Source organism: Roseivirga sp. AWQ4_251 (genome assembly GCF_056158225.1).
Genome location: NZ_JBSWSW010000001.1, coordinates 665,979 through 690,416, shown reverse-complemented (window position 1 = coordinate 690,416; position 24,438 = coordinate 665,979). Strand labels below are relative to the sequence as shown.

24 protein-coding genes are annotated in these 24,438 nt (G+C 39.7%); 15 read left to right on the top strand and 9 right to left on the bottom strand.

Annotation, left to right across the window (positions count from 1 at the left end):
• Positions 1-30 precede the first annotated feature (30 nt).
• The 5 genes from ACXACJ_RS03140 to ACXACJ_RS03120 all read left to right on the top strand — a co-directional run bounded on the left by ACXACJ_RS03140 (position 31) and on the right by ACXACJ_RS03120 (position 3,444).
• Positions 31-657, top strand: coding sequence for a Crp/Fnr family transcriptional regulator (locus tag ACXACJ_RS03140; protein WP_475132813.1), 627 nt, complete (start codon positions 31-33; stop codon positions 655-657).
• 75 nt (positions 658-732) lie between these two features.
• Positions 733-942: a YgaP family membrane protein gene (locus ACXACJ_RS03135; RefSeq protein ID WP_475132812.1), complete on the top strand. Its 210-nt coding sequence runs from the start codon at positions 733-735 to the stop codon at positions 940-942.
• 168 nt (positions 943-1,110) lie between these two features.
• Complete coding sequence (locus tag ACXACJ_RS03130; protein ID WP_475132811.1) at positions 1,111-1,869, top strand: 5-oxoprolinase subunit PxpA; 759 nt, start codon at positions 1,111-1,113, stop codon at positions 1,867-1,869.
• Positions 1,866-2,576, top strand: coding sequence for a 5-oxoprolinase subunit PxpB (gene pxpB, locus ACXACJ_RS03125; RefSeq protein ID WP_475132810.1), 711 nt, complete (start codon positions 1,866-1,868; stop codon positions 2,574-2,576). The genes ACXACJ_RS03130 and pxpB overlap by 4 nt, the downstream gene beginning before the upstream one ends.
• Entirely contained in the window at positions 2,569-3,444 is an 876-nt protein-coding gene (locus ACXACJ_RS03120; protein WP_475132809.1) for a 5-oxoprolinase subunit C family protein, read from the top strand. The genes pxpB and ACXACJ_RS03120 overlap by 8 nt, the downstream gene beginning before the upstream one ends.
• 83 nt (positions 3,445-3,527) lie before the next feature.
• Here ACXACJ_RS03120 and ACXACJ_RS03115 read toward each other — a convergent pair whose 3' ends face one another.
• The gene (locus tag ACXACJ_RS03115) at positions 3,528-3,875 is read right to left on the bottom strand and encodes a hypothetical protein (protein WP_475132808.1); all 348 of its coding nucleotides are present in this window, start codon (positions 3,873-3,875) and stop codon (positions 3,528-3,530) included.
• Positions 3,876-4,244: 369 nt separating this feature from the next.
• Here ACXACJ_RS03115 and ACXACJ_RS03110 point away from each other — a divergent pair, with 369 nt between their 5' ends.
• The 5 genes from ACXACJ_RS03110 (at position 4,245) to ACXACJ_RS03090 (ending at position 11,562) form a co-directional block, all read left to right on the top strand.
• Complete coding sequence (locus ACXACJ_RS03110; protein ID WP_475132807.1) at positions 4,245-5,843, top strand: PQQ-dependent sugar dehydrogenase; 1,599 nt, start codon at positions 4,245-4,247, stop codon at positions 5,841-5,843.
• 241 nt (positions 5,844-6,084) lie between these two features.
• Positions 6,085-7,341, top strand: coding sequence for an APC family permease (locus ACXACJ_RS03105; RefSeq protein WP_475132806.1), 1,257 nt, complete (start codon positions 6,085-6,087; stop codon positions 7,339-7,341).
• A gap of 118 nt (positions 7,342-7,459) precedes the next feature.
• On the top strand, positions 7,460-8,857 hold the full coding sequence (locus ACXACJ_RS03100) for a tetratricopeptide repeat protein (protein ID WP_475132805.1): 1,398 nt from the start codon (positions 7,460-7,462) through the stop codon (positions 8,855-8,857).
• 126 nt (positions 8,858-8,983) lie between these two features.
• Positions 8,984-10,126: a prolipoprotein diacylglyceryl transferase gene (locus tag ACXACJ_RS03095; protein ID WP_475132804.1), complete on the top strand. Its 1,143-nt coding sequence runs from the start codon at positions 8,984-8,986 to the stop codon at positions 10,124-10,126.
• Between the two features lie 17 nt (positions 10,127-10,143).
• A complete protein-coding gene (locus ACXACJ_RS03090) occupies positions 10,144-11,562 on the top strand; it encodes a BamA/TamA family outer membrane protein (RefSeq protein ID WP_475132803.1) in 1,419 nt (472 codons plus the stop codon).
• Here ACXACJ_RS03090 and ACXACJ_RS03085 read toward each other — a convergent pair whose 3' ends face one another.
• Entirely contained in the window at positions 11,563-13,125 is a 1,563-nt protein-coding gene (locus ACXACJ_RS03085; RefSeq protein ID WP_475132802.1) for a hypothetical protein, read from the bottom strand.
• 124 nt (positions 13,126-13,249) lie between these two features.
• Here ACXACJ_RS03085 and ACXACJ_RS03080 point away from each other — a divergent pair, with 124 nt between their 5' ends.
• The 3 genes from ACXACJ_RS03080 to ACXACJ_RS03070 all read left to right on the top strand — a co-directional run bounded on the left by ACXACJ_RS03080 (position 13,250) and on the right by ACXACJ_RS03070 (position 18,130).
• Positions 13,250-14,068 carry a PorV/PorQ family protein gene (locus ACXACJ_RS03080; protein WP_475132801.1) on the top strand — a complete coding sequence of 273 codons (819 nt, stop codon included), beginning with the start codon at positions 13,250-13,252 and terminating at the stop codon, positions 14,066-14,068.
• Positions 14,065-16,149, top strand: coding sequence for a helix-hairpin-helix domain-containing protein (locus tag ACXACJ_RS03075; RefSeq protein WP_475132800.1), 2,085 nt, complete (start codon positions 14,065-14,067; stop codon positions 16,147-16,149). The genes ACXACJ_RS03080 and ACXACJ_RS03075 overlap by 4 nt, the downstream gene beginning before the upstream one ends.
• Positions 16,150-16,225: 76 nt before the next feature.
• Positions 16,226-18,130 carry a M1 family metallopeptidase gene (locus tag ACXACJ_RS03070; RefSeq protein WP_475132799.1) on the top strand — a complete coding sequence of 635 codons (1,905 nt, stop codon included), beginning with the start codon at positions 16,226-16,228 and terminating at the stop codon, positions 18,128-18,130.
• 178 nt (positions 18,131-18,308) lie between these two features.
• Here the strand turns inward: ACXACJ_RS03070 and ACXACJ_RS03065 are convergent, their stop codons facing one another.
• The 7 genes from ACXACJ_RS03065 to ACXACJ_RS03035 all read right to left on the bottom strand — a co-directional run bounded on the left by ACXACJ_RS03065 (position 18,309) and on the right by ACXACJ_RS03035 (position 23,461).
• Entirely contained in the window at positions 18,309-19,121 is an 813-nt protein-coding gene (locus tag ACXACJ_RS03065; RefSeq protein ID WP_475132798.1) for an ABC transporter permease, read from the bottom strand.
• On the bottom strand, positions 19,118-20,026 hold the full coding sequence (locus ACXACJ_RS03060) for an ABC transporter ATP-binding protein (RefSeq protein WP_475132797.1): 909 nt from the start codon (positions 20,024-20,026) through the stop codon (positions 19,118-19,120). The genes ACXACJ_RS03065 and ACXACJ_RS03060 overlap by 4 nt, the downstream gene beginning before the upstream one ends.
• Positions 20,027-20,088: 62 nt before the next feature.
• Complete coding sequence (locus ACXACJ_RS03055) at positions 20,089-20,631, bottom strand: DUF4252 domain-containing protein (RefSeq protein ID WP_475132796.1); 543 nt, start codon at positions 20,629-20,631, stop codon at positions 20,089-20,091.
• Between the two features lie 53 nt (positions 20,632-20,684).
• Entirely contained in the window at positions 20,685-21,200 is a 516-nt protein-coding gene (locus ACXACJ_RS03050; RefSeq protein WP_475132795.1) for a DUF4252 domain-containing protein, read from the bottom strand.
• Between the two features lie 22 nt (positions 21,201-21,222).
• Positions 21,223-21,780, bottom strand: a complete 558-nt coding sequence (locus ACXACJ_RS03045; RefSeq protein WP_475132794.1) for a hypothetical protein — start codon at positions 21,778-21,780, stop codon at positions 21,223-21,225.
• On the bottom strand, positions 21,770-22,282 hold the full coding sequence (locus ACXACJ_RS03040; protein WP_475132793.1) for an RNA polymerase sigma factor: 513 nt from the start codon (positions 22,280-22,282) through the stop codon (positions 21,770-21,772). Before ACXACJ_RS03040 ends, ACXACJ_RS03045 begins: the two co-directional genes overlap by 11 nt.
• 144 nt (positions 22,283-22,426) lie before the next feature.
• Positions 22,427-23,461 carry a tetratricopeptide repeat protein gene (locus ACXACJ_RS03035; RefSeq protein ID WP_475132792.1) on the bottom strand — a complete coding sequence of 345 codons (1,035 nt, stop codon included), beginning with the start codon at positions 23,459-23,461 and terminating at the stop codon, positions 22,427-22,429.
• A 72-nt stretch (positions 23,462-23,533) separates the two neighbouring features.
• On the opposite strand from ACXACJ_RS03035, the gene ACXACJ_RS03030 reads away from it, so the two are divergent.
• Together ACXACJ_RS03030 and ACXACJ_RS03025 are read left to right on the top strand one after the other, a co-directional pair.
• Complete coding sequence (locus tag ACXACJ_RS03030; protein WP_475132791.1) at positions 23,534-23,899, top strand: diacylglycerol kinase family protein; 366 nt, start codon at positions 23,534-23,536, stop codon at positions 23,897-23,899.
• Between the two features lie 9 nt (positions 23,900-23,908).
• Positions 23,909-24,331, top strand: a complete 423-nt coding sequence (locus ACXACJ_RS03025) for a DUF1801 domain-containing protein (RefSeq protein WP_475132790.1) — start codon at positions 23,909-23,911, stop codon at positions 24,329-24,331.
• The last annotated feature ends 107 nt before the right edge of the window (positions 24,332-24,438 follow it).

Genomic DNA, 24,438 nt, shown 5'->3' with positions numbered 1-24,438 from the left:
AGAAATATTTTTTCATCAACCTAAGTCAACATGGAGTTCGATAGAAGTCTATTATCTTTTTTGAGGCCTGAATTGGTGAGCAAAATCGCCACAGAAGCTCTAGTTCAAGAGTTCCCAAAAGGAACGGAAATTTTAAGAGAAGAACAGTACATTAAAGTTCTTCCGATCGTATTGAATGGGCTCGTAAAAGTCTATTCTCGGTTTGAAGACAAAGAATTACTTCTTTACTACATTGAACCCACCCAAAGCTGCGTAATGACATTTTATGCCGCTTTAAAAAACACCCCAAGCAAGGTTTTCGCAACTACCGAGGAAGACTCCAAGCTTCTGCTCATACCTGTTCACCACTTAAATGCTTGGCTAAAGGAATATCCGGATTTCAATGAGCTTTTCTACAATCAATTCAATCTTCGCTATTCCGAGTTGCTCGATACAATTGGCCATTTATTGCTAGACAAAATGGACAAGCGTATTTATGAGCACCTGAAAAAGAAAATGGAGCTGTTCAACAACAGCGCCATTAAAATGAGCCACAGCCAAATTGCCAACGAATTAGGCACTGCCAGAGAAGTGGTTACCCGTGTTTTAAAGAAGCTCGAAGTTGAAGGTAAAGTGGAGCAAAATACAGAAGGCATCAAAATAATTTCTGATTGGTGACCGTAGTCACTGACTAGCCGTTCATTCATTTTCATTTTTGAATCACGTTAGAGTTCAACCTGAAAAAAGAAGAAAATGAAAAGGAATATGGGGTCGGCTGATAAACTCATTCGCATCATAATCGCAGCCATTATTGGCGTTTTATATTTTATGGGAATCGTTTCTGGTGTTCTTGGCATCGTGCTTTTAGCCTTTGCCGTCATCTTTCTACTCACCAGTTTTATCAGTTTCTGTCCTCTTTACCTACCTTTTGGCATCAATACATGCAAAAAATCTAAAGGCTAAAAGATTAAAAGTAGAGTTCACAAATCGAACCTCTATGTTTAGATTAGTTCGAAATATTTATTGAAGTTGCTCATCTCTGGTGAGCAACTTCTGTTTTTATGGCCATTTGCCCTAGCCAAACTCTGCCTTCAATTTCTTACTCCCAAGTCTGCGTTGTAAATTCAAGGCATGAACTCAGTGGATATTAACTGCAATATGGGTGAAAGTTTTGGCAACTTTTCCATCGGAAACGATCTTGCCATTTTTCCGCATATTACTTCTTCCAACGTAGCTTGTGGGCTTCACGCAGGCGATCCTTACCATATTCAAAAAACCATTGAAAGAGCAATTGAACATGGCGTTCAAATCGGTGCTCATCCTGGCTATCCTGATTTGCAAGGCTTTGGCCGAAGGGTCTTACCTATGAGTTCAGAAGAGCTCAACGCTTCCATCAAATACCAAGTATCGGCATTAAAAGGTATGGTTGAAAGTATGGGAAGTAAACTGAAATATGTGAAGCCTCATGGCGCATTATATAACCACATGGCTCAAAACAATAATGAAGCTCAAACGGTGGTAAAAGCCATAAAGTCCATTGATAGTTCACTGAAAATTATGGGGCTAGCTGGCAGTTTGGTAAAAGAAGTTTGCGAGCTAGAAAATATGGCTTTTGTGGCCGAAGCTTTTGCCGACAGAAGATATCAAGCCAATGGAGCACTTCTGAATAGGCAACATGAAAAAGCTGTTTTCAGTGAACCATTGGAAGCTGCCAATCAAGTGATTTCTATAGCGAAAAATGGATTTACGAATTCCTTATCGAGAGAGAAAGTCGAGATTTATGCGCAATCTTTCTGCATTCACGGAGACAACCCAAACGCAGTGGAGATTTTGAAAGCGATTACTCAAAGACTTTCTGAAGAAGGTATTTCTAAAAAGGCATTTTCATGATAGAGATACTTCCATTTGGCGACAGTGCTTTACTTGTCAATTTTGAGCAGGAAATATCAGAGACTACAAACCACAAGGTAATCGCCTTATTTTCTGCTTTGGAAAATCACCCAGCAGTAAAATATCTCATCCCTGCGTATTGTTCGCTCACGGTTGGTTTCGATTCTTCATCAATCAGCTTTCAGAAACTCAGCGAGCAAATCACTGCATTGAACAGTGAAAATCAGCCCAGAGAGAATACCAATAGCAAGCTGATTACAATTCCAGTATGTTATGATATTTCACTAGCGCCAGATTTAGAAGAAGTTAGCACGCAAACAGGTTTGACCCCAGAAGGAATCATCAACAAACATACAGAATCAACTTTTCAGGTTTACATGTTGGGTTTTGTAGCAGGCTTCGCCTATTTGGGTAGATTGCCCAATGAATTGTTCTGCCAAAGAAGAAAAGAACCTAGAAAACAAGTTGAAGCAGGATCGGTCGGTTTAGCTGGATTACAAACAGGTATTTACCCTACAGAAGCACCCGGAGGATGGCAAATCATTGGCAGAACCCCCATTTTAACTTTCAACCCGAAAAACGAGAACCCCAGCCTATTTCAACCTGGAGACACCGTAAAATTTAAAGCTATTTCTTTAGAAGAATTCAATGAAATTAAAGCTGCTGATGAAGCAGAAACTTTCAACCACTCAACGCTCTATGGCTAAGTTACACTTCCTAAAATCGGGTCTTCAAACCACCATTCAAGACTTAGGCCGATTTGGTTTTCAGCATTTGGGCATTCCAATCAACGGAGTTATGGACAAGAAATCCGCCACGATAGCCAACGATCTGGTGGGCAATCCAACACATTATCCTGTTTTCGAAATCACACTACTGGGGCCACAAATTCAATTTGAAGGAGATTGCATTATCGCCATAACCGGAGCTAACCTCTCGCCTTCCATTTCGGGCAAAGCAGTTCCGCTTTATGAAACCTTCAAAATTGAAGATGGTGATATTTTAAACTTTGGAAGACCGATTGAAGGTTGCAGGGCATATTTGGCTATTGCTGGAAATTGGAATGTTCCTCAATGGCTCAACAGCTTCAGTGCTTCTGCGATTCCAAGCTTCACTCCTTCAAGCCACATCAAAAAAGGCTGCATAATTGAGATTGATCCCTCCAAGGTTACAGAATTCAAAAAAATTGAAGAGAGTCAAAAACCAAATTTCAATCTTTCTAGCATTAGAGTTTTGCCTGGCCCAGAATTCGACTCCTTCTCGCGGATTTTAATAGGCCAATTCTTCGGAAAAGAATATACAATAACTCCAGATTCTAACCGAATGGGGTATCGATTAAACAACAGCTTAGAAGCTTATCAACCTGAAAAAGAGGTTATTTCATCTGGCATAATCCCCGGAACCATTCAAATCACCAACGAAGGCCAACCGATTATTTTAATGGCCGATGCACAAACTACAGGCGGTTATCCTAGAATTGCTAATATAGTTTCAGAAGATTTAGATTTACTGGCTCAGAAAAAACCTGGGGATAAAATTCGTTTTGAACTAACTGACTTTAAACAGCTTCAATAGTTAAAATGGCTAAAAATAGATAAGGCGACTTCCGTCTGAAATCGCCTTAATCAACCTTAAACTAAACTAAAACTACTGAGTAACTAGTAATTTATATCGTAATAATCTGTGCCGTTATAAGTGGCCAGATAATTGGCTTGTCTAAACATTTTTTGCCCTTCTTGACTCAACTGATTTTCCACACCTTGTAGAACAAGATTTCCTTGCTTATCAAAAACCTTAACGGTTTTAGGAGCTTCTTCAACTTCTTTTAATGAAGCCATATAAGCGTCTACGTAAGCTTGAACATCTTCCATATATGAAAGATCTTCTTCTAATACGGGAACTTCAGATGGATTGTTGGCCGGAGTGGCACTTGCTGAGGTAAGTACGGTCCCCGCTAATACTAAAGCGAGGAACGCACAGATGTTTCTTTGACCTAAGATTTTCATGTTGTTCTGATATTTTGAGTTCCGCCCGTTAAGCGGAAGTTTGACCTTGTTTTATTTTGACCTTGACCTTGATGCCTGTTTTCCAATTCGTGTGCCATTTTATTAACTCACTAAAAAACAACACCTTAACTTTTCACCATATATCAAACCTGTTCGAAAACGTTCATTCAAGCGTACATTTTCGAATATTCATTTCCAGAAGTTGTTCTGTAAAAACCACTTTCCAGTTTAGTGCAAAAGAAAATTGGGTATGCTTGGCTCGATTTGCCTTTCCTTGAAACAATAAGGCAACTACTAACAAACACCTTTGCAAAGCCGCCTTTCTTTAGCATATTTTGACCTCAAATATTTATAGAAGACACACAAGCTTTGAAAAAATTCTCTCCAATTCTCCTTTTGCTTGTCTTCCTTTTCTCTTGTGAAAGTAAAAAAGAAGACTTTACTCAACCCCGAGCCTATGTTCAATTGGCTTCAACTACTTTAGAAATTTCCGATGTGGTTACGGGGTTAGACATTCCTTGGGATATAGACGCGTCAATCCCTGACCAACTTTGGTTTACCGAACAAAAAGGTCTGGTTCACAGGCTTGACCTCAGCACTGGCAAGCAGAAAACCATGCTTCAAGTAGATGATGTGTTATTTAGAAAATCATATGGTTTGCTAGGCATGGCTATTCACCCTGAAAAGAAATTCATTTTTCTGCATTACACCTTTCAATCTAATGACAACAATCTTCAGCAGGTAGTTAAAAGCCGCCTAATTCGGTATAACATTGAAGGCGACACCTTAACAAATAGAAAGGTTTTGCTTGACGATATTCCCGGCAACACTTACCACAATGGCTCTAGAATCATTATTTCTCCCGATGATAAAATCATATTCTCAATGGGCGATGCTGGCCGTACTGATCGCACGCAAGACGATAGCATTTTAACGGGAAAAATCATGCGATTGAATTTAGATGGAAGCATTCCGGAAGACAATCCCGTTCCGAATAGCCCTATTTGGTCGCGTGGGCATAGAAATCCACAAGGTTTAACTTTTGGAGAAAATGGCATTCTCTATAGCACCGAACACGGCCCGAATAATGATGATGAGGTAAACCTGATTAAGAAAAATGGAAATTATGGTTGGCCCGATGTTCAAGGGTTTTGCGATCAAGAAGCCGAAAAAGCTTATTGTGACGAACATAATATCACCGAGCCATTGATGGCTTGGACGCCAACTATTGCGGTAGCCGGAATGGGCTTTTATAACAATCCGAAAATCCCCGAATGGCAAAACAGTTTGATCATTGCCAATATGAAAGGACGTGCTTTGCGTGTGCTAAATTTGAACAAAGAAGATACTGAAATTTCAAAAGAGCATATCTTTTTTCAAAAGTACTTTGGCCGTTTAAGAGAAGTTTCCATTGCAGCCAATGGCGATATTTATGTAAGCACAACCAATACGGATTGGCATCCTCGTTTTCAACCTTGGATGTACGACAGCCTTCCTGGTGGCCCAGATAGAATACTTCGTTTCAGAGCAATAAAAACTAGCGATAAAGTTGAAGGTCTGCCTGTTTTGAAGGAAGATGATGGGCCAATGGATTTGATGAGCGAAAATTGGACTAACCCTGTGGGCGAAGAAGAATTTGCCGGTGGGCAAAAACTTTATGCTCAAAACTGCTTGGCATGCCACAATCCTCAAGGCACTGGCTCAGAAGGACTTTATCCTCCATTAGCCAATTCCAACTGGGTTACAGGCGACAAATCCAGGTTGATCCGTACACTTTTACTGGGTTTAAAAGAACCCATTGAAGTCAACGGAGAAACCTACAATCAGGAAATGCCAGCATATGGCCATTTAAGTGATCAACAGGTTGCTGAAGTACTCACCTATATAAGAAATAGCTTTGGCAACCAAGCTGATGCTGTAATTGAAGGCGAAGTTTTCATTGAAAGGCAAAGCTTGAAAAACAAATAAGTTTTTGATTCAAGAAAAATTAAGGCTCAGTAAGAAAACCCTAAACTTACTGAGCCTTTTTCTTTGCCCTTCACATAAAGATCAAAAGAAAACCCAAAGCAAATCACGCTGATAATCAACCTATTGAATATCTAATAAATTGTAATACTTTATTTAACATATCTCTTCCCTATAAATCTGGATTTCGAAGGAACAATAGCCCACAGCTTATGTTATTCTAAAGTCTGCAACAACCAAAACAATGAGCGAGCAAAAGAAATTTAGCTTCAATGCCACATGGTCCATGGCGGTAGGCGGCATGGTAGGTGGCGGAATTTTTTCAGTACTTGGGGTCATCATTAGCACGGCAGGTCAATGGGCTTGGCTAAGCTTTATAATCGCAGGTCTAATTGCTCTGATTTCCGCTCACAGCTATAATCAGTTGTCATTAAAACATGAAGAGAGTGGCGGTGCATTCACTTTTTTAAGAGAAATGAAAAAAGATGGCATTGCCGCCAGCCTATCTTGGGTTCTCATTTTAGGATATATCCTTACGCTCTCTGTTTATGCATTTACTTTCGGTAGTTATGTGGCGCATGTTTTAAATTTAGGAAGCTGGTTGCCACGAGTGTTGGCCTTTTCCATCATTGCTGCATTGGCTTTGGTAAACCTCAGAGGAGTTGGTGATTCGTCTAAGTTAGAAATCATTACGGTATGGGGTAAGCTGTTCGTTCTGGTAGGGCTAGCTCTTTTTGGCTTAGTGGAATGGAGTCCTGAAAAACTCACTCAAGGTATTGAATCGAAACCTTGGCATGCTGCCATAATTGGTGCTGCTACCATTTTTATGGCTTATGAAGGTTTTCAACTTCTTTCATACGATTACGATGACATTGACCAACCGAAAAAGAATCTCCCCAAAGCCACCATTTCAGCAGTATTAGCCGTAATCCTTATTTATGTAATGGTGGCCTTAGGTGCAACTATGATCGTTGGAGCTAAAACCTTGGTAGAACAAAAAGAAGTAGCACTTTCAATTGCAGGAAAACAAGCCATGGGCATGGCAGGGCTCATAATCGTGACCATTGCCGCAGCCTTCTCAACCGGATCGGCCATAAATGCAACACTCTTTTCTACAGCGCGATTAATCGAGTCAGTAGCTCATTATAAAGATTTACCCAAGAAGCTTTCCCAAGAAAATAAATCGAATGTTCCTTATATCGCCATATTGATTATTGCTGCCTTAGCTGCTGCTCTGGCAGTTATTGGCTCGTTGAGTATGTTGGTTGATGCCGCTAGCCTCATCTTCCTTATCACTTTTGGTACCGTCAACTTTTTGGCATTTTATAAAAAAGTGAAGTACAGATTCATTTCCCTTATTGGAATGCTTGGCTGCGCTGCGGCCATTGTACTTTCTTCCATAGAACAAATTGAAAAAAGACCAATTCCTCTCATTGTCATCGTCAGTCTAATTCTCACTGCATTTATAATTAGGCCTTATGTGCTGAAAAAGATCAAATGAGATTTACATCATAATTTCTGGATCAATTTATTTCTATCTATTTGATAATTAGGCGAGTAATTTCAATAATTATTATTGAAATTGACGTTCAGTAACATCAACACCAACTCGCTTTTTCATGAAAACATTAACGAGCCTTGTGCTCCTCGCTTTGACCATATTTGTGGTTCAAGCCCAATCGTCAATTGCTACAGGTAACTTATACTTGAACTACAATTATGTAGACATGGAAGTGGTTCAAATGATCCAAATGAAGGATGAAGAAGGCTGGAATGCGCTAGAACAAAAGCGAAAAAATGGAGATCCAGAAGCACTTTACAAAGTTGGTATCACACAAATCTATAGCGAGCTGGCTAAAGAATCGGGCAATGCTAATTTCACATCCGGTATTCAGAATATTAATTCGGCAGCCGAAAGGGGGCACGATCAAAGCATGTATTTAATCTCGCTTTTTTACCCTCTTTACAACCAACCTGACGACAAACAAAAGGTACTGAACTACTTAGTGAGTGCTGCTGAAAAGGGAAATTATGCCGCTACCTATCAATTGGGTGTGGAATATATGTTGGGAGAAACTTTTGAAAAAAATGAAGCAGAAGCTACCAAATGGCTTCAAAAATCGGCAGACCTAGGAAACATGTACGCTATGGTTTATTTGGGTAAAATAATAGAACCCAAAGATTTCGCAAAAGCCATAAACCTTTATCAAAAAGCGGCTGAATCCCAGAACAATCAAGCCATGTACCGTTTAGCACAGCTTTCGCTTGAAGGAAAAATGGGGGAACCGGCATACAAAAAGGGAAAAGAATGGATGAACAAGGCCGTTAACGCTGGAAATCAAGAAGCTTTAATCTGGTTTGAAAACGAAGCTGCTGGCCCCAATGGAGATGCTGAAATCAACCATTTTCTGATTACCACCAAGTGGTTCAAAAATTTCAGGATAAGGGATGAATCCAAAAAAATGAGTTTTCAAACTGAATTCTCACGACTTCAAAAGATGGCCGAAAACGGAAACTTAGAGGCTATGTACTATATGGCGCAGCTTTATAAAGAAGGCCGAGCGATTAAAGAAGATAGAAATGTAGCCCTGAACTGGTACACGAAAGCAGCCGATAGAGGCCATGCTTCTTCAATATACCAGATCGGAAGCATGTATGAATACGGCTCCACTCCAGACTTGAACACTGCCATTACATACTACAAAAAAGCCCATGACGCAGGCAACTCCGTTGGCACTTATAAAGTGGGCGAATTCTATAAATACGGCAAAGGCGGTTATTCTATCAACGATAAGGAAGCATTGAAATGGTATACCATTTCTGCTGAAAGAGGTTACTCAGATGCTATGCTAGAAGTTGGAGTAATCTACTTATGTGGTCGCGGAGTCACTAAGAATCAAAGCATTTCCAATTCTTGGCTCACAAAGGCTTCAGAAGCGGGTTCGCAACAGGCCAAAAAGATTCTTTCCGGAGAAGAAACCAATCCATGCTTCGACATTAGAAACGTTATCAGATAAGCCCAAGACCAAAAACTTGAGGCGTTCAGTCTTCTTAACAATTTCTTGATAGCATTTACGCTTCTTTTTCGAGCTTTTCGGCTTTTTAAAGCCTGCTCCTTTTCCTAATTCCTATATATTTGCTCCATGCACAGTTACTCAATACTCTCCTACATTGTTTGGGACCCAATGAAAGAAATCATCAGGGGCATTCAGCCTCCTGTTTGGTATAGCGTACTTTTTGCCATGGGTTTTATTATTGGCTATCAAATCATGGTCAATATCTTCAAAAAAGAAGGAAAAGACCCTTTAAACGTAGATACGCTAACCGTGCATATGGTGCTTGCCACCATCATTGGAGCAAGATTAGGCCACTTGGTTTTTTATGAACCAAAGCGCTTTTTAGCCGATCCGCTGATGTTTTTCCGTACTTGGGAAGGCGGTTTAGCAAGCCATGGTGCGGCTTTCGGTATTCTTATCGCTCTTTTTCTTTATCGCAACTATGTAGTGTCTTCACGACTTTTTCCGCCTAAACTGAAGTTCACCAAACATAAGAGAGAAGGCCAAAGCTACCTTTGGATTGTAGATAGAATTGTAATTACCGTAGCTCTTGCGGGGGCTTTCATTCGAATGGGAAACTTCGTGAATTCAGAAATTGTCGGTAAACCGACTGAAACGGATTACGGTGTGGTTTTTGGCCGCGTTGCGGAAGTTTATATTGAAGAAGGAATTCCTGGTATAGAAAGAGCAGAAGCTTCAAAGCGAGACAGCCCTGAAAGACCGGCTTCTGGCATTGTACCCGTAGATATTACAGTGACTTTTGAAGGAACTACTACCCCAGAACAAGAAGTTAGGAGAAAAATTGAGAGTGAAATCAAATCTCAGCTCACGCGCTACCCTGTTAATGAGCACTATCAGCAGCCTTTAACCGGCCCAATCAGCTACGATTTAACTACTGAGAAAAGACAATGGGTAGCTACCATCCATACATTTGGAATTGCCCGACACCCTACACAAATCTATGAAGCAGCTACTTGCGTGATTCTTTTCATTATTCTTTTAGCCATTTGGAGCAAGTATAAAGAAAAAACACCCGAAGGGCTTCTGCTTGGAATTTTCCTGATCTGGATTTTTGGTTTCCGCTTCTTCCACGAAATGTTCAAAGAAAACCAAGTGGATTTTGAAGATGGAATGGCTCTAAACATGGGTCAAATCTTGAGTATTCCGTTAGTTGCCATCGGTATATTTGTATTGGTTCGATTGGCCGTTATCAATAAGAAAAAGCACTAAAGGCCCGTTGGTCAAATATGATTGTAAGGCTCTCCGTTCTTTGCTGTTTTCTATTTTGCTGTGGATTAAATCTTCGGGCTCAACAAACTGTACCCGATAGTTTAGCCGATAGAAAAGTGACCATTGGCAAAATCTATTTGGTAGGGAACAACAAAACCAAGCCCAGCATTATTTTGCGGGAATTGGATTTTGAAGAAGGTGATACTTTAACCTTAGGAGATTTCACCCAGTCAATCATTTTAGACCAGCAAAAACTGATTAACACCAGACTGTTCATTACTGCGGAAATCGTTCCGCTTTTTCTTACGGACAACAATGCCGACATTCTTATTCGACTTCAAGAAAGGTGGTATATTTTCCCCCTACCTATTTTCAAACTGGCCGACAGGAATTTCACCGAATGGTGGGTAAATCAAAAGAGAGATTTTTCGAGGGTGAATTACGGGGTTCAGTTATATCATTTCAACTTAACAGGACGAAATGACAAACTGATTTTAAGAACTCAATTTGGTTTTACAAAGCAATACGAACTTCAGTACCAAAGGCCTTATATCAACAAGAGCCAAACGCTTGGCCTAACCTTAAGAACCAGCTTTGCCAACAATAAAACCATTGCCATAAACACCGATGGGCACAGACTTCAATTCATAAAGTCAGACGGGGTGCTTAGAAGGTTCTTCAGCAGTTCGGCATCACTTACTTATCGGCCATCATTCTACAGCCGCCATTCTATCGATGCTGGTTTTAGTAGAGCAAGCGTTGATGAAAGTGTTTTGGATCATAACCCAAACTACTTTCAGGCTGGCGAAAACCTACAACGCTATTTTAGAATCAGTTATGTGTACAGCTGGGATAATCGCGACTACTTCGCTTATCCACTCTCTGGCAATCTTTATAGAGCAGAAATTAGTAAATACGGACTTGGAATCTTTGATGATTTGAACATGACCACCGTGCGTGGTAGCTACAGCAAATTCTTTGATCTGGGAAAGAATTTCTATTTGGCCAACAGCTTAGAAGCTTCATATAATTTCAGCGATGATATTCCTTATATTTTAAGATCAGGATTTGGCTATCGCCCTGATTTTATCAGAGGTTATGAACGATATGTGGTTGAGAGTCATGGTTTGGTTTCGAACCGAAGTGAATTCAAGTACAAATTCCTTTCGGGCATTCAGCAGCTCAGCAGAAGAAGTATGGTGGAACAATTTCAGACTATGCCTTATGCTTTTTACCTCAAAGCCTTTCTTGATTTGGGTTATGCCTCTGCACCGCTGCCATACACCACCAATAATTTCTATAATGAAGAACTTTTGCTAGGCGCTGGTTTGGGTTTAGACATTGTAACCTACTACGACTTTGTGGTTCGATTTGAGTTTACAGTAAACAGACAAGGCAATACCGGCTTTTTCGTGAACTTCCGCTCGGCACTTTAACTATTTAAACTTGACGATTACAAATCGTTGGTTTCTCAAACTTTTGTGGCCAAACAGCAAAAGCTCATTTTCATTTAGCCTTTGGCTCAAAGCAGGTCTAATTGTAATTTCAGCTTCCCCACTTCTAAAAAGTCCTGAACGACTTACACTACCGTCAGCGCCAACTCGAGCAGTCATCACAACGGTTTTAGCATTCTTCGACATGCTTTTTATCTTTCCCTCGCCTTTATATTCAAGGTTCTGAAAATGATCATTAAAAAGTAAAACCAGCTCATCTTCCCTTTTCAGCCAAGTGTAAGACGAATAAACAGCATCATCATTTGATGTTCCTTGGAGTTTACCAATACGTTCTGCGGTAATAATTTGCCCTTGTGGATCGATATCAACTACCACAATATCGTCATAGAAATAATCGGTGGTAGGCGAAGCCACAATACCTCCATTTACATAACTGGTAATGGCCATTCGCTTTTCGCCAATCATATAAACTCCGCCATCAGATTTAGGAACGAGATGATCGATGTAGTAGTTGGCTAAGTCTATATCCTTGCCTTTTTCTCTGCGCTTGAGAACCCTTTTTGCATTCTTTTTTGACATATTTTGGGTAAAGAAATCCATATCAAATTCTTTGAATGAAGAAGTGATTTCTTTGCCAGTTTTTCCGTCCATTTTCAAAAAGAAAGCACCTCCCATGGCTGTCTCGTTATGATCTGAATAAATCCCAGCACTTACCACATTGCCATCGGCCGTGACTTCAATACGCATATCTTTCAAGAACTTGTCGTTCGCGTGAATCCGTAGTGAATCAACATTCCCACTTTCTTGTAACGAGTACAACAAATACTCGTAATTCGCTTTGCCATCAACACTTTCTCTTCTGTTATTAAAATATCGCTTTGCCGTCACAAACAACTTCCCGTCATTGTTGATGGCATAATCCTGAACATCTAACAGCCGATTTTCATAAGGCAATTCGAAAGTCTGGCTCCATAATTCATCAAACTCATCGGAAAAAACATGGGCTCTAAAGCTTTCAGAATTATTTCCCTTTGAAGGAATACTGTAAATCACGATCACTTTTGAAGAATCATTGGAAAAGCTTACCGATAGTGAAGATTGCTTTGCGCTTTTCTCTGTACCTATCAAACAGCTGAGTTTCGTCACAGATTCTAGCTCAAGCGTATTCCGATTTATTTCATGAAGAAAGACTTTCATATCGGATTTGCTTCTGGTTCGTGTAACCTGATAAAGCCTATTTTTCAACATGAAAACTCTTTCGGTATAGGCTTTCTCTCCTTCAACTTCCACGTTTAGCGGTTTGGAAATTATAGGGTTTAAATCGAAGCCAAATTTGTGAAGATAGCTATCCCCGTCTCCTTCCAAGCCCAATGCATACTGTAGATAAAATCCGCTCTGATCTGATCCCACAAAATGCTTGGGAACGGCTCTTTCTTCAACAGAAAACAATGGGCCAAAAACGATATCTGCATTTTCAAGTTGGCCTTGGGCATTCAAAGCAACCGAAAAACATAAAAACAGAATTGACAACCAAAAAAATCGCATTGACAAGAGGTATCTTTCAAAAAGTAACGCAAATAACAGCTCTTAATCTTTCGATTCCTAATATCTAATATTCATTTTCAATTTAAATTTTATACTATTTAATGATTTTCACTATATTGATTTAATGAGATTTTTTATACCTCTCTTTATTCTTATTGTCTTGCTTCCTTTTTGCTCTTTTGGGCAATTGCCTAGCACATCTCCTGCTGGGCCTCGGGCTTTGGGACTAGGCGGTACTTCTGTAATGCTCACCGATTCTTGGGCTGTATTCAATAATGCTGCGGGAATAACTGATGTAGAAAAAGTATCGGGTATGGTGGCGTATCAAACCATATTCAATTTCTCAAATTTCAATACGGTTTCTGCTGGATTTGTCATCCCTTCAAAGGCCTTGAACGCTGGTTTTAGCGTCTATCGCTTTGGAGACGATATTTTCAATAGCCAAATGGCAAGCCTAACTTTGGCTAAAAAAACTGGAATTGTTCGATTGGGCGTCAAAGCGAATTACCTCCAGTACAATATTGAAGGCTTTGGGAGAAAAGGAACGTTTATGGCCGATATGGGAGCCATTGCTGACCTTACTCCGCAGCTCACATTTGGCGCTTTTATAAGAAATTTCACTCAGTCTACAATTTCTCAAGACACCCATGAGAAACTCCCAACCTTTATCAATTTAGGCTTAGCATACCATCCAACGGAAGATTTAAACTTGCTAATTGAGGGAGAAAAAGAAGTTGAAAGCGAGCCCGACTTGAAGTTCGGAATTGAATATGAAGTGGTTGAAAAACTAGTGGCTCGAACTGGCTTCTCCACGCTCACAAATACCCATTCCTTTGGCGCAGGCATTCACCTCAATCGTTTTCTGTTTGACTATGCAATTAGGATAAACCCCAAACTTGGCAATACTCACAATTTTGGCATTACGTTTCAGCTGAAGAAATGATGAGAAGGCTATGGCGAACCATATTCCTAGCGATACTCATTTTCTGCTTTAAAACCGAAGTCAAAGCTCAAGAAACCGAGTTCGACTTAGAGCTGTTTATTGAAGAACTATTCAACCTCCAAGATGAAGACATAAACTATGAAGACCTGTACGAATCTCTTTTATTGCTTTATCAGAATCCCATTAACCTAAATTTTGCTTCTACCAACCAACTAAAAAGCCTGTATGCACTTTCGAATCAACAAATCGAAAACTTACAGCAGTATATCCAAGAGAAAGGAAAACTACTGACTCTTTTTGAGCTGCAATTAATTGAAGGTTTTGATTATGCCACTATTGAAAGGATTAAGCCTTTTGTTACCGTAAACCCAGAAGATGCCAAAGCGGACGAGAGACCTTTTCTTCAAAGAGTTCTTGAAGAGAGAAACAATTATTTCATCAGCCGATACGAAAGAGTTCTTGAACAAAAGAAAGGTTATTCAACTCCCGAAAACCCGGATGACAGCCGCTATGCAGGCAGTGCCGATAAATTGTATTTTCGGTATAGAGTGTCGAAATCTGGAGATTTCAGCATTGGTTTTACTACAGAAAAAGATCCCGGTGAAACATTAGAATGGAATAAAGACAGCAAAACTTATTTCATGGATTTTTGGTCGGCACATTTCATGATTGAAAACCAAGGGAAAATCAAGAAGGCAATTCTTGGCGATTACCAACTTCAGTTTGGCCAAGGTTTATTATTCGGAGCCGGGTTCAGTGTTGGAAAAGGATCGGAAACAGTCAACACAGCCAGTAGAGTAACTTTGGGCATTCGACCTTACACTTCTGTTTTAGAAGGCGGCTTTCTACGCGGAGCCGCGGCTACATATAGTTTAAATAATGGCTTTTCCTTCACTCCATTTATTTCACGTTTAAACCAAGACGCCAACATCAAAATTGGTAATGAATCAGATGAATTTGAAGAATACTTTTCCTCCTTACAGCTTACAGGCCTTCATCGAACACCATCCGAACTGGCCAACAAAAGACAAGTAACCGAGACTGTTTTTGGTGGAAATTTAAACTACCATCCTAACGATCAGTCTGAAGTTGGGATTACAGTTACTTCTAACCACTTTTCAACAGCCATACAAAGAAGTAATCAGCCTTATAATCTCTTTGAATTCTCAGGCACAAACAACTACAACCTTGGCGTTTACGGTAATCACAATTGGCGGCAATTCTCTCTATTTGCTGAAACCGCAATTTCTAAAAGTGGCGGTTTAGGGGCGGTTGGAGGTTTTAGCACAAGCCTATCTCCTCGGGTTGAGTTCGCTATGGTTTTTAGAAATTATGCCAAAGATTTCCATTCATTCCGAGGCACCTCCTTTTCCGAAGGTAGCCGAAACATCAATGAAAGCGGTGTTTACTGGGGGCTGAAATACACCTTGAATCGTCAGTTTTACCTTACGGCTTATTACGACACCTATCGTTTTCCATGGTTGAGATTTAGGGTAGACACCCCTTCTGAAGGCCGAGATTACTTGATAAAATTGAATTACAACCCAGGAAGAAATGCCAGAATGTACTTTCAATACCGAAGTGAAACCAAAGAAATAAATACTCAAGTAGAAGGAAATGACCAGAACCAAGTGCTTCCCGGAACCAAAAACCTATATATCACCAACTTAGAATTTTCAGCAACCGACCATCTATCTTTTAAATCACGTGTTCAGTTTAGCAATTACACATTGAATGATGAAAAGACAAAAGGATATGCCTTCATCCAAGATGCGGTTTACAACACTAAAAAATGGACATTCAGTGGCCGAATGGCACTATTTGATACCGATGGAAATCAAAATCGACAATACGCTTACGAAAGAGATGTGCTATATGCGTTTTCAATTCCCGCTTATAGCGGAAAAGGCATCCGGAACTACTTTTTAATTCAGTATAAAGCAGCAAGAAAGCTCGATTTATGGGCAAGAATAGCCCGAACGACCTATTACGATAGAAACGACATTGGCACGGGGCTTGAAACCATAGAAGGAAACCAAAGAACCGAAATCAAATTTCAAGTGCGCTACAAACTCAAATAATTTACCACTTGAGAATAATGAGTTGCAGCCGTGCTCACTCTTTAATATTTTACCATTCTTTAAAATTAAACATACAATGATCAAAAGACTTGGAGGACTCTTCTTTTCAATGGCACTGATCGCCATGGGTTTTCATGCGAAAGCCCAAGGTAAAGCCACGCGAAAGGATAATGAAAGATGGCAGCAGGCCATTGAGTATAAAATGGAAATAGACATGGACGTGAAAACCAACCGTTTTCAAGGCGTTCAACATGTAGAATACACCAACAATTCGCCAGATGAACTTAATCAGGTATTCTACCATCTTTATTTTAACGCGTTTCAGCCTGGTAGTATGATGGACGTTCGCTCAAGAACAATCAAAGATCCAGATAGACGCGTTCAGGATAGAATTTTCAAATTGAAAGAAGATGAAATCGGATATCAAAAAATCAAATCTCTAAAGCAAAATGGAAAACCAGTTCAGTTTGAAGTGGTAGGAACTGTTTTAGAAGTGAAATTGAACGAGCCGATTGCTTCAGGCAAAACTGTGAAATTCGATATGGAATTTGAAGCTCAGGTTCCTGTTCAAATTAGAAGAACTGGACGCGACAATGCTGAAGGTGTTAGATATTCAATGTCGCAATGGTATCCTAAAATGGCTGAATATGACTACCAAGGATGGCACGCTGACGAATATATCGGCCGTGAATTTTATGGTGTATGGGGAAATTACGATATCAAAATTTCTATCGACAAAGATTACCTTTTAGGAGGAACTGGATACCTTCAAAACCCTCTAGAAATTGGTTTTGGTTACGAAGACGAAGGTCAGACTGTGAAGCAAAAAGTGAAAGATGGCAAATTGACTTGGCACTTTTATGCACCAAACGTTCACGACTTTATGTGGGCTGCTGACCCTGATTACATGCACGAAAAACTCACCATGAAAAATGGCATGGTGTTGCATTTCATTCACCAAAAAGGCCAAAACGATAAAAACTGGTCTGACTTAATGCCTTTAACCGAAATGTCATTTGAATATGCAAGTGAGCACTTTGGTCAATATCCTTATAAGCAATTCTCAGTGATTCAAGGTGGTGATGGCGGAATGGAATATCCAATGTCTACTTTAATCACAGGTTCAAGAGGTAGCCTTTTGGGCGTAACCATTCACGAATCTATGCACGATTGGTACCATGGAATTTTAGGCAGCAACGAAGCGCTTCACCCTTGGATGGACGAAGGTTTTGCTTCTTATGCCAGTACTTGCATCAGCAATTACATTCGTCAACAAACCAGAGGCGAAGCTGCTCCTGAGGTTACTTTGGATAATCTTGGTAACAATTCTGGCCAAGGAAGTTATGTGCGTTTAGCAAAAAGCGGAATTGAAGAGCCTTTGAGTACACATTCTGATCATTACAATTTGAATGGTGCTTACAGTTCTTCTGCTTATGGTAAAGGTGCCGTTTGGATGAGCCAAATGGGATATGTAATTGGTGAAGAAGCTCGCGACAAAGCACTTTTAGCATACTTTGATGACTGGAAATTCAAGCATCCAAATCCAAATGACTTAATCAGATCTTTCGAGAAAGTTTCGGGTCTTGAATTGGATTGGTACAATGAATACTTTGTTTACACCACTAAGAAAATTGATTACGCGGTTAAAAGTGTAACAGCAGAAGGCAACAAAACTAATGTTACTTTGGAAAGAGTGGATTTAATGCCAATGCCAATGGACGTAGTGGTGACCTACAAAGATGGCACAAAGGAAGTTCATTATATGGCGCTTCGCATGATGCGCGGTGAAAAACCAGCCGAGACCAAAGACAAAAGAGTTGTACACCCTGACTGGGCGTGGGTAAACCCAACGTATGATTTCAGTATTGACAGACCAATTTCTGATATTGTTTCAATTGAAATTGATCCATCAGGAAGAATGGCTGATGTAGATAGAGAAAATAACAAATGGCAGGCTGAGTTGGTAAAAACCAACAAATAAGCTGAATCAGAAATAAAAAGAGGTTATTTCAAAAGTTAATATTAGCGTCACCCTGAACTTGTTTCAGGGTCTCTATACAACTGAAAATCAGTTGAAGGATTCTGAAATAAATTCAGAATGACTTGCTTTAACTTTTGAAATAACCTCTTTTCAATTTTGTTCTTACAATCAAGGACTCCTACAAATCCCTTTTAACTACCAACTGTACGGTAGCCCAATAGAACAATCCTCCCCAGAATAAAACCAAGGCAAGTTCAGGAAAAGTGATAAAATCCTGAATTTCTTGAAAAGCATACTTCGGAAAAGGAGAGTGAATCAAAGCGTTAATCGATTTAATTGGAAGTAAGTATTCGATCCACTCATGGTGTTTGGCTCGACTGTAAATCCAAAAACCATTCTCGACAGCCATAACCCAGAACACCAATACTCCCATCGCAATAATCGACTTTCTGATAAGCGTGCCCACAAACAGGGTGAACAATAGAAAAGCAAAAAGCTGAAGAAAGAACGCTAGTAAGAAATAGATGTCTTCAAAAATCAGCACGAAGGACAATTCCGAAGAATAAATAAAGCCAGTAATTAAGCCAAGAACGAAAAGTGCTACGGTAGAAACCGCACTTAAAAAGCCTGCCATAATAATCTTCGAAAGAATGAACTCATGCTTTGTAAGTCCATCAATTACATTTTGGCGTATGGTTCGGTATGAATATTCATTCGTAATGGAAAATACCAAACTGAAACCGAGCAACAACTTGAAGTAAATCATTACGCTCGTAAGGTTTTGCCAAATATCAGGAAATTCGTAGAACGGAATGATTGTAGGATCCACTCCATCCATGTCAAAATCTTCAAACCTGGACTTTAAGTATTGAAAGAAAGGCATAACCCCCATGCTGATGATTACCATGGCCACAATGTACATGATAGCCAACACCTTGAATGCCCTGCTCGGCATTACCTTTTTCAGTTCTATTTTGAGTAATCTAATCATTGGGCACCTCCTTCTTTTTGACCAGCTAAAATTTCGAGGAATTGCTTTTCTAAGCTCTTGCTTTGAACCAAAAGATGGCGTGCAGTAATTCCTTTGTTGAATAAGTAAGCGTTTACATCTGCAGCAGAATAACCATTTTCCATAGTCATTATGTATTTATCAAGTTCGCGCTTAACCTTGGTGCTCATTCCTGATTCTTCCAAAACTTTCTGTAAATCAGGATAATCGGCTTTTACTTCCACCGAAATAGAACCTTTCCCAACATCTTCTACCAAACCATTATATATGAGCTTTCCTCGTTGAAGCACACAGAAATGAGTACAAACCTTTTGTACTTCATCAAGCAAATGGCTGGCAATGATAATCGTTTTACCGCTGTTGGCAATTTGAATAATCAATTCACGAATTTCCGCAATCCCTTGAGGATCAAGACCATTTGTAGGTTCATCGAGAATCATTACAGTAGGATCGCACAGAAGAGCAGAAGCGATAGACAATCGCTGTTTCATACCCAAAGAATAGGTTTTGAACTTAGAATCCTTTCGTTCTTCCAAACCAACAACCTTGATTACTTCATCTACCCTGCTGTAAGGCACTTCTTTGATATCGCAAACAATGCGTAAGTTTTGGGCTCCCGTGAGGTAAGGATAAAAAATGGGGTGCTCTAGAATGGCACCAATCTGCTTACGGGTGTTTCTGTCAGGTGCTTTGCCAAACCATGTAAAATCTCCACTGGTTTGATTGATTACACTGAGAATAATGCCGAGCGTGGTAGTTTTACCACTCCCGTTCGGCCCTAGAATACCGAATACGTTGCCTCTTTTAACCTCCAAATGAAGATTATCAAGTGCTTTAACCTTTCCATATTGCTTGGAGAGGCCATTAATTGACAATACAGTTTCCAAATCGTTTTTGAGTTTTGATGAAAATAAGCAGCACCGATCCATCCAAAATCGGCAAAAGCCACTTACCTAAATGCGTCCGCTAATGACTTAAGGCCGCTTGTGTTTTTATTCATAAATTCAGAGAATTTCATAACCTGAGTCAAGTCGGGGTAACCTTCTACATCCACAATATTTACCCCTTCTTCTGACCGCATGATTACCACAAATCCATCAGGCTTATCGGCTTCTCCCTTCATTAAAAAGTTCATATCTGCGCCTTGCATTCGAGCCGACATCATGGATTCGTAACCTTCTCCCAAAACATCCTTTTCCAATTGTTTGAACAAAGGATTGCTCGCATCATAATCTTCTGCATTGTATGCGAAGAATTTCACCTTTTCGATATGCTTAATAAGTGAAGAAAGTTCAGGCATGCCTTCAACATCTTCGAGTTCATCGCTAAAATTCATTTGTAAGTTAGCGAACATCTTAAGTGTGCTTTTGTAAAAGAAAAGGGTGAGGCTTGGGCGGTGTTCATCTCTAAAGTCTTCCACACTACGGCTCTGACCAAAAACCGTAGCCGAAAAACCGGCTAAGAACACAATTAGAAGTATACTTTTTTTCATTCCTTCAAATTATAAAATTGATGAGTTTAAAGACCAAAAAGAGGATAAGGGGCTTAATTGCCCCCTAAGTGTTTAAATTCATCCATACCAATGTTTTTAGAAAGCTTATAAAGCTGATTAATGTCAATGCCGTCTCCAACTACACTCACCATGGCAAATTCATTATTACCGCCCATTACCATAAAAAGCTCGTCTATCTTGTTTCCTTTTTCTTTGATATAAAACTTAATATTCTTGTCGTCATCTCTTACAGACATCAACTCTTCAAAGTCTTTACCTTTTATAGCTCCAAGCGCCTCATCATACATCTTCTTGCCATCTACACCTTTTTCAGCGAAAAGAGCCTTAACCCCTCTAATTTTCCCCAATGATTCCACCAAAGCTTTATCTTCCTCATCTTCTACTTCAATAGAGTTAATCATTGCAAACATTTTTCCGCTCACAGATACTGCATTGAATCTTTCCTTATCCTGCTCATACTTTGCAAAGTATTTTGAGATTGCATCATTCTGTGCCTTCGCTCCGAAAGCCATGATACCCATTACTAAAATTAATGCTAACCTTTTCATATGTTTCCTTGTGTTTTTCTTCTTAAAATTCCTTTTCTAAAATGCTCATCTCTCCGATAGGCTGAATACCCTTTGCCGCTTCATTCATTTTCATGATTCCTTCTATTTCTTCGGCTTTGCGCATATTCCCCAACTCATCGATTCCCTTGTTTCCCATATTCATATAGTTGGAAACCATTAGCATCTGCTTTTTTAATTCTTTAAGTGCTGCTTCAGGCGAATCGAAAGTATCTTCTTGCTGATAAGATTTCTGCTGCTGAACGAACAAATAAGAACTCACCATTAGCACTAACATGGCCGCTGCGATACTTGCATATTTTCTGAAATAATCAGAAAAGCTAACCACTTTGGTTTCTTTGGCTGTAGATGTTTGCGTTTCAATTTTCGCCAAAATCTCTTGATCGAAGCTATCGTCCAATTCGAACTCCAATTCCGAATCAAAGTGGGAGAACATTCCTTTCAGTTCTTCCAAGTTTTCATCAGTACTGCTGAGCACTAATTCTTTGAGCTCCAACTCCTCTTCCCTACTCAACTCTGCAGCCCAGTATTTCTCCAACAATTGATCTATTCTAGAGTCCATAAGCATTTTCTTTAATCAGGCTTTCTTTAAGCTTTCTTCTTGCCCTAAACAAATTGGTTTTAACCAGGTTGATGTCAATTTCGAGCATATCGGCTATTTCTTTATAGCTATAACCTTCAATATCTCTAAGCTGCATCACTTCCCTCTGTCGGTTAGGCAGTTGATCGATGAGGTGTTGTATCCGGACCATCACTTCATTTCTTTCTGTAACCACAGAAGGCGTATCCCTTTCTTTTCTGGTGTCAAGTTCAACTTCAAACAAATCGGTTCTGCTAACGTGTTTAGACCTCAGCTTATCTAGCGCTTTATTTCTGGTTACCTGCATACACCAGGCTTCCATATTATGGATCAGATAAACTTCATCCCTTTTTTCCCACACTTTAATCATACACTCTTGCACCACATCCTTTGCTAAATCTTCATCTCTTACAATGTTGAGCGCAAAGCGGTAGAGTTTATTCTTTAAAGGCAGAACCTCAGTTTTGAACTGTACTACATCCATAATCATTGGGTAGACGGGGGTAATTTCCAACTTGTTAACAGAAGGAGTAAAAAAATTAAGTGGTTACACATTCCCTTCATGCGCAACCACATTCAAATTAAAGATTTTCAACCAGTTACGGAGATAAAATTTTTCGTTGAAGTTTTAACTTTTACAGTTTTCTGCAAAAAGTTCTTTACCTAGCTCTTCTCCGCTATTTAATGAAACCTTCAATTTAGAGCAGCCTTCTTCGTTTCTATTCAGTTTGAATAAAATGGTGCCCCAGTAGTAATTAAGCAACGGGATTTCATCATCGTAAATAGCGGCCTGCTCAACATTTCGCAAAGCAGCTTCATAGCTTTCCGTTTTGAAGTAAAAAATAGCCTTGTTTCTATATGCCCAAGGGTTTCGCGGGTCAGATTTTATTCCAAGGTTAATATCTTCTTCGGCCTTTTCATAATCGCCCATATTCAAATAGATAAAGCCTCTATTGTTATTGAAATAAGGATTAAGCCTGTCCTTTTCAATGGCTTGATTCACGTAAGCTAAAGCTTTTTCAAAATCACCTTTTTGAGTATAGATGAGCGAATATGTATTATAAATGCGCGGTTCAGAAGCATCCAACTCTACGGCTTTACCTAAGAGCTGCTCAGCTTGATCGAGCTTTCCTGCCATATAGTAAGCATTCGCCTGATTTACCAAGGCCTCCACATCAGATGGATTCATTTCAAAAGCGGTTTGGAATGCATTAACCGCCTTTTCGTACTGTTTCAGTTCTGTAAAGGCAAGCCCTTTGTAAAAGAAAGTGTAAGCTGAATCAGGAAAAGTCTTGTTCAAATATTCAGCATCTTCAAGCGCTCTTTCTGGGTTTCCTGAAGCCAAAGTAGCATCAAATCTATTTTGATAAGCATCGGTATACTCAGGATCTAACTGAACAATGGCGTAGGTGAAATCATTTATGGCTTCGGCATAATGCTGGGTTTTCGACAAAGCAACTCCACGATTGTTATAAGCTTCTTTTAGCTCAGGATTTTTTGTGATCGCTTCCGTATAAAGTCTTATGGCCTCTTTATAATTCTGCGTTTTCATGGATTCGTTGGCCATAAGAAAAAAACGACCCGCTCTATCCTTATCACTGTCGCAAGACATGAGCAATGCAAAAACCAAAACCGCAGAAGAAATAAGAAGTGACTTTTTCATGATGCTCAAAATTAGGGTTCAGCATTTTACCAACCTATATTTAAGCTCAGTATATGAGTTTTACCCAAGAAAATGGCCGCTAAATTTTCCATCGGAGCGAGGATTAAAAGCTTCAGTTATGCTTTCAAAGGTTTATGGTTTGTATTCAGAAATGAGCACAACTTTTGGATTCATGTTGTTGCTGCGATTTCAGTAACCATAGCGGGATTCTACCTTCAAGTTTCAACCCAAGAATGGCTTTGGTTGGTTTTGGCAATGGGCTTTGTTCTTTCTGCTGAAATATTTAATTCGGCTATAGAAAAGTTTGTGGACTTGGAAAGGCCAGACCACGATCCTCGGGCGGGATTAATTAAAGACATGGGAGCCGCAGGCGTTTTGGTAGCAGCCATTACCGCAGCAATAATTGGCATTATCATTTTCTATCCTAAGATTTTCTAAATTGAAATCATGGCAAAAGCACAAAATAAAACCACGGAAAACGAAACTAGTGTTGATGACTTTTTAAATGCGGTTTCAGATGAAAAGAAAAAGGCCGATGCTTTTCTCATAAAATCTATGATGGAAGAAATAACCAAGTCTCCCGCGAAAATGTGGGGCACTTCCATTGTTGGTTTTGGTGTTTACCACTACAAATATGATAGTGGTCGTGAAGGTGATTTTCTAAAAGTTGGTTTTTCTCCACGCGCACAAAACCTTACGCTTTACATTATGCCAGGCTTTTCTCGATATGAAGAACTAATGGCGCAACTAGGGAAGTACAAAACGGGAAAATCATGCCTTTACATCAAAAAATTAGAGGATGTAAATGAAGAAATTCTACGATCGCTTATTTCAGAATCGTATAAGTATATGACCCAAAAATATGGATAACTGCCTTTTGGGTTCATCTCCGAACTTCCCTTATAGCGCCTTAAGGGTTTTGCCTATTTTGAGTTAAAGTTGGGTTTTACGGTGGGGTTTTTAGATTCATGGCGGTA

Bases quoted from the DNA above. Each gene is read 5' to 3' on its own strand.
- ACXACJ_RS03140 (WP_475132813.1), top strand. From the start codon at position 31: ATGGAGTTCGATAGAAGTCTATTATCTTTTTTGAGGCCTGAATTGGTG.
- ACXACJ_RS03135 (WP_475132812.1), top strand. From the start codon at position 733: ATGAAAAGGAATATGGGGTCGGCTGATAAACTCATTCGCATCATAATC.
- ACXACJ_RS03130 (WP_475132811.1), top strand. From the start codon at position 1,111: ATGAACTCAGTGGATATTAACTGCAATATGGGTGAAAGTTTTGGCAAC.
- pxpB (WP_475132810.1), top strand. From the start codon at position 1,866: ATGATAGAGATACTTCCATTTGGCGACAGTGCTTTACTTGTCAATTTT.
- ACXACJ_RS03120 (WP_475132809.1), top strand. From the start codon at position 2,569: ATGGCTAAGTTACACTTCCTAAAATCGGGTCTTCAAACCACCATTCAA.
- ACXACJ_RS03115 (WP_475132808.1), bottom strand. From the start codon at position 3,875: ATGAAAATCTTAGGTCAAAGAAACATCTGTGCGTTCCTCGCTTTAGTA.
- ACXACJ_RS03105 (WP_475132806.1), top strand. From the start codon at position 6,085: ATGAGCGAGCAAAAGAAATTTAGCTTCAATGCCACATGGTCCATGGCG.
- ACXACJ_RS03100 (WP_475132805.1), top strand. From the start codon at position 7,460: ATGAAAACATTAACGAGCCTTGTGCTCCTCGCTTTGACCATATTTGTG.
- ACXACJ_RS03095 (WP_475132804.1), top strand. From the start codon at position 8,984: ATGCACAGTTACTCAATACTCTCCTACATTGTTTGGGACCCAATGAAA.
- ACXACJ_RS03090 (WP_475132803.1), top strand. From the start codon at position 10,144: ATGATTGTAAGGCTCTCCGTTCTTTGCTGTTTTCTATTTTGCTGTGGA.
- ACXACJ_RS03085 (WP_475132802.1), bottom strand. From the start codon at position 13,125: ATGCGATTTTTTTGGTTGTCAATTCTGTTTTTATGTTTTTCGGTTGCT.
- ACXACJ_RS03080 (WP_475132801.1), top strand. From the start codon at position 13,250: ATGAGATTTTTTATACCTCTCTTTATTCTTATTGTCTTGCTTCCTTTT.
- ACXACJ_RS03075 (WP_475132800.1), top strand. From the start codon at position 14,065: ATGATGAGAAGGCTATGGCGAACCATATTCCTAGCGATACTCATTTTC.
- ACXACJ_RS03070 (WP_475132799.1), top strand. From the start codon at position 16,226: ATGATCAAAAGACTTGGAGGACTCTTCTTTTCAATGGCACTGATCGCC.
- ACXACJ_RS03065 (WP_475132798.1), bottom strand. From the start codon at position 19,121: ATGATTAGATTACTCAAAATAGAACTGAAAAAGGTAATGCCGAGCAGG.
- ACXACJ_RS03055 (WP_475132796.1), bottom strand. From the start codon at position 20,631: ATGAAAAAAAGTATACTTCTAATTGTGTTCTTAGCCGGTTTTTCGGCT.
- ACXACJ_RS03050 (WP_475132795.1), bottom strand. From the start codon at position 21,200: ATGAAAAGGTTAGCATTAATTTTAGTAATGGGTATCATGGCTTTCGGA.
- ACXACJ_RS03045 (WP_475132794.1), bottom strand. From the start codon at position 21,780: ATGGACTCTAGAATAGATCAATTGTTGGAGAAATACTGGGCTGCAGAG.
- ACXACJ_RS03040 (WP_475132793.1), bottom strand. From the start codon at position 22,282: ATGGATGTAGTACAGTTCAAAACTGAGGTTCTGCCTTTAAAGAATAAA.
- ACXACJ_RS03035 (WP_475132792.1), bottom strand. From the start codon at position 23,461: ATGAAAAAGTCACTTCTTATTTCTTCTGCGGTTTTGGTTTTTGCATTG.
- ACXACJ_RS03030 (WP_475132791.1), top strand. From the start codon at position 23,534: ATGGCCGCTAAATTTTCCATCGGAGCGAGGATTAAAAGCTTCAGTTAT.
- ACXACJ_RS03025 (WP_475132790.1), top strand. From the start codon at position 23,909: ATGGCAAAAGCACAAAATAAAACCACGGAAAACGAAACTAGTGTTGAT.